General features: G+C 33.6%; 1 protein-coding gene. It reads left to right on the top strand.

All coding sequences use genetic code 11. The annotated features are described in order from the left end of the window. The coding region (locus tag E6A48_RS11790; RefSeq protein ID WP_219710495.1) for a peptidylprolyl isomerase at positions 1–414 on the top strand (414 nt) is incomplete at its 5' end. Between the last annotated feature and the right edge of the window lie 80 nt (positions 415–494).

Consider the following 494-nt stretch of genomic DNA (forward strand, 5'->3'; position numbering starts at 1 on the left):
CATGTGGAAGCTATTAAAAAATTAGCAAATGAAGGCTTTTATGATGGAATTAGATTTCACAGAGTAATACCTAACTTTATGATACAAGGTGGCGACCCCACTAGTAAAGACCCTACTAAAAGGCATTTACATGGTACAGGAGGTCCTGGTTTTAATATAGAAGCTGAGTTTAATGATGTATCACACAAAAGAGGAATATGCTCTATGGCAAGAAGTCAGCATCCAGACAGTGCTGGTTCACAATTCTTTATTTGTGTAGCAGACTGCCCTTTCTTAGACGGACAATATACTGTTTGGGGCAATGTTGTTAATGGAATGGATGTTGCTGATAAAATAGTTGCTTTACAAAGAGACCACAACGACAATCCTATTGTAAACTCAACTATGAACAAAGTATATATCAAAGAAGTATAAATAATTAATAAAGATAAGAATATTAAAGCGATAGAGTTATAATAAGCCCTATCGCTTTTTTTATTAGAAAATTTTTAAAG

This window comes from Brachyspira pilosicoli (assembly GCF_019402445.1).
Classification (GTDB): domain Bacteria; phylum Spirochaetota; class Brachyspiria; order Brachyspirales; family Brachyspiraceae; genus Brachyspira; species Brachyspira pilosicoli_B.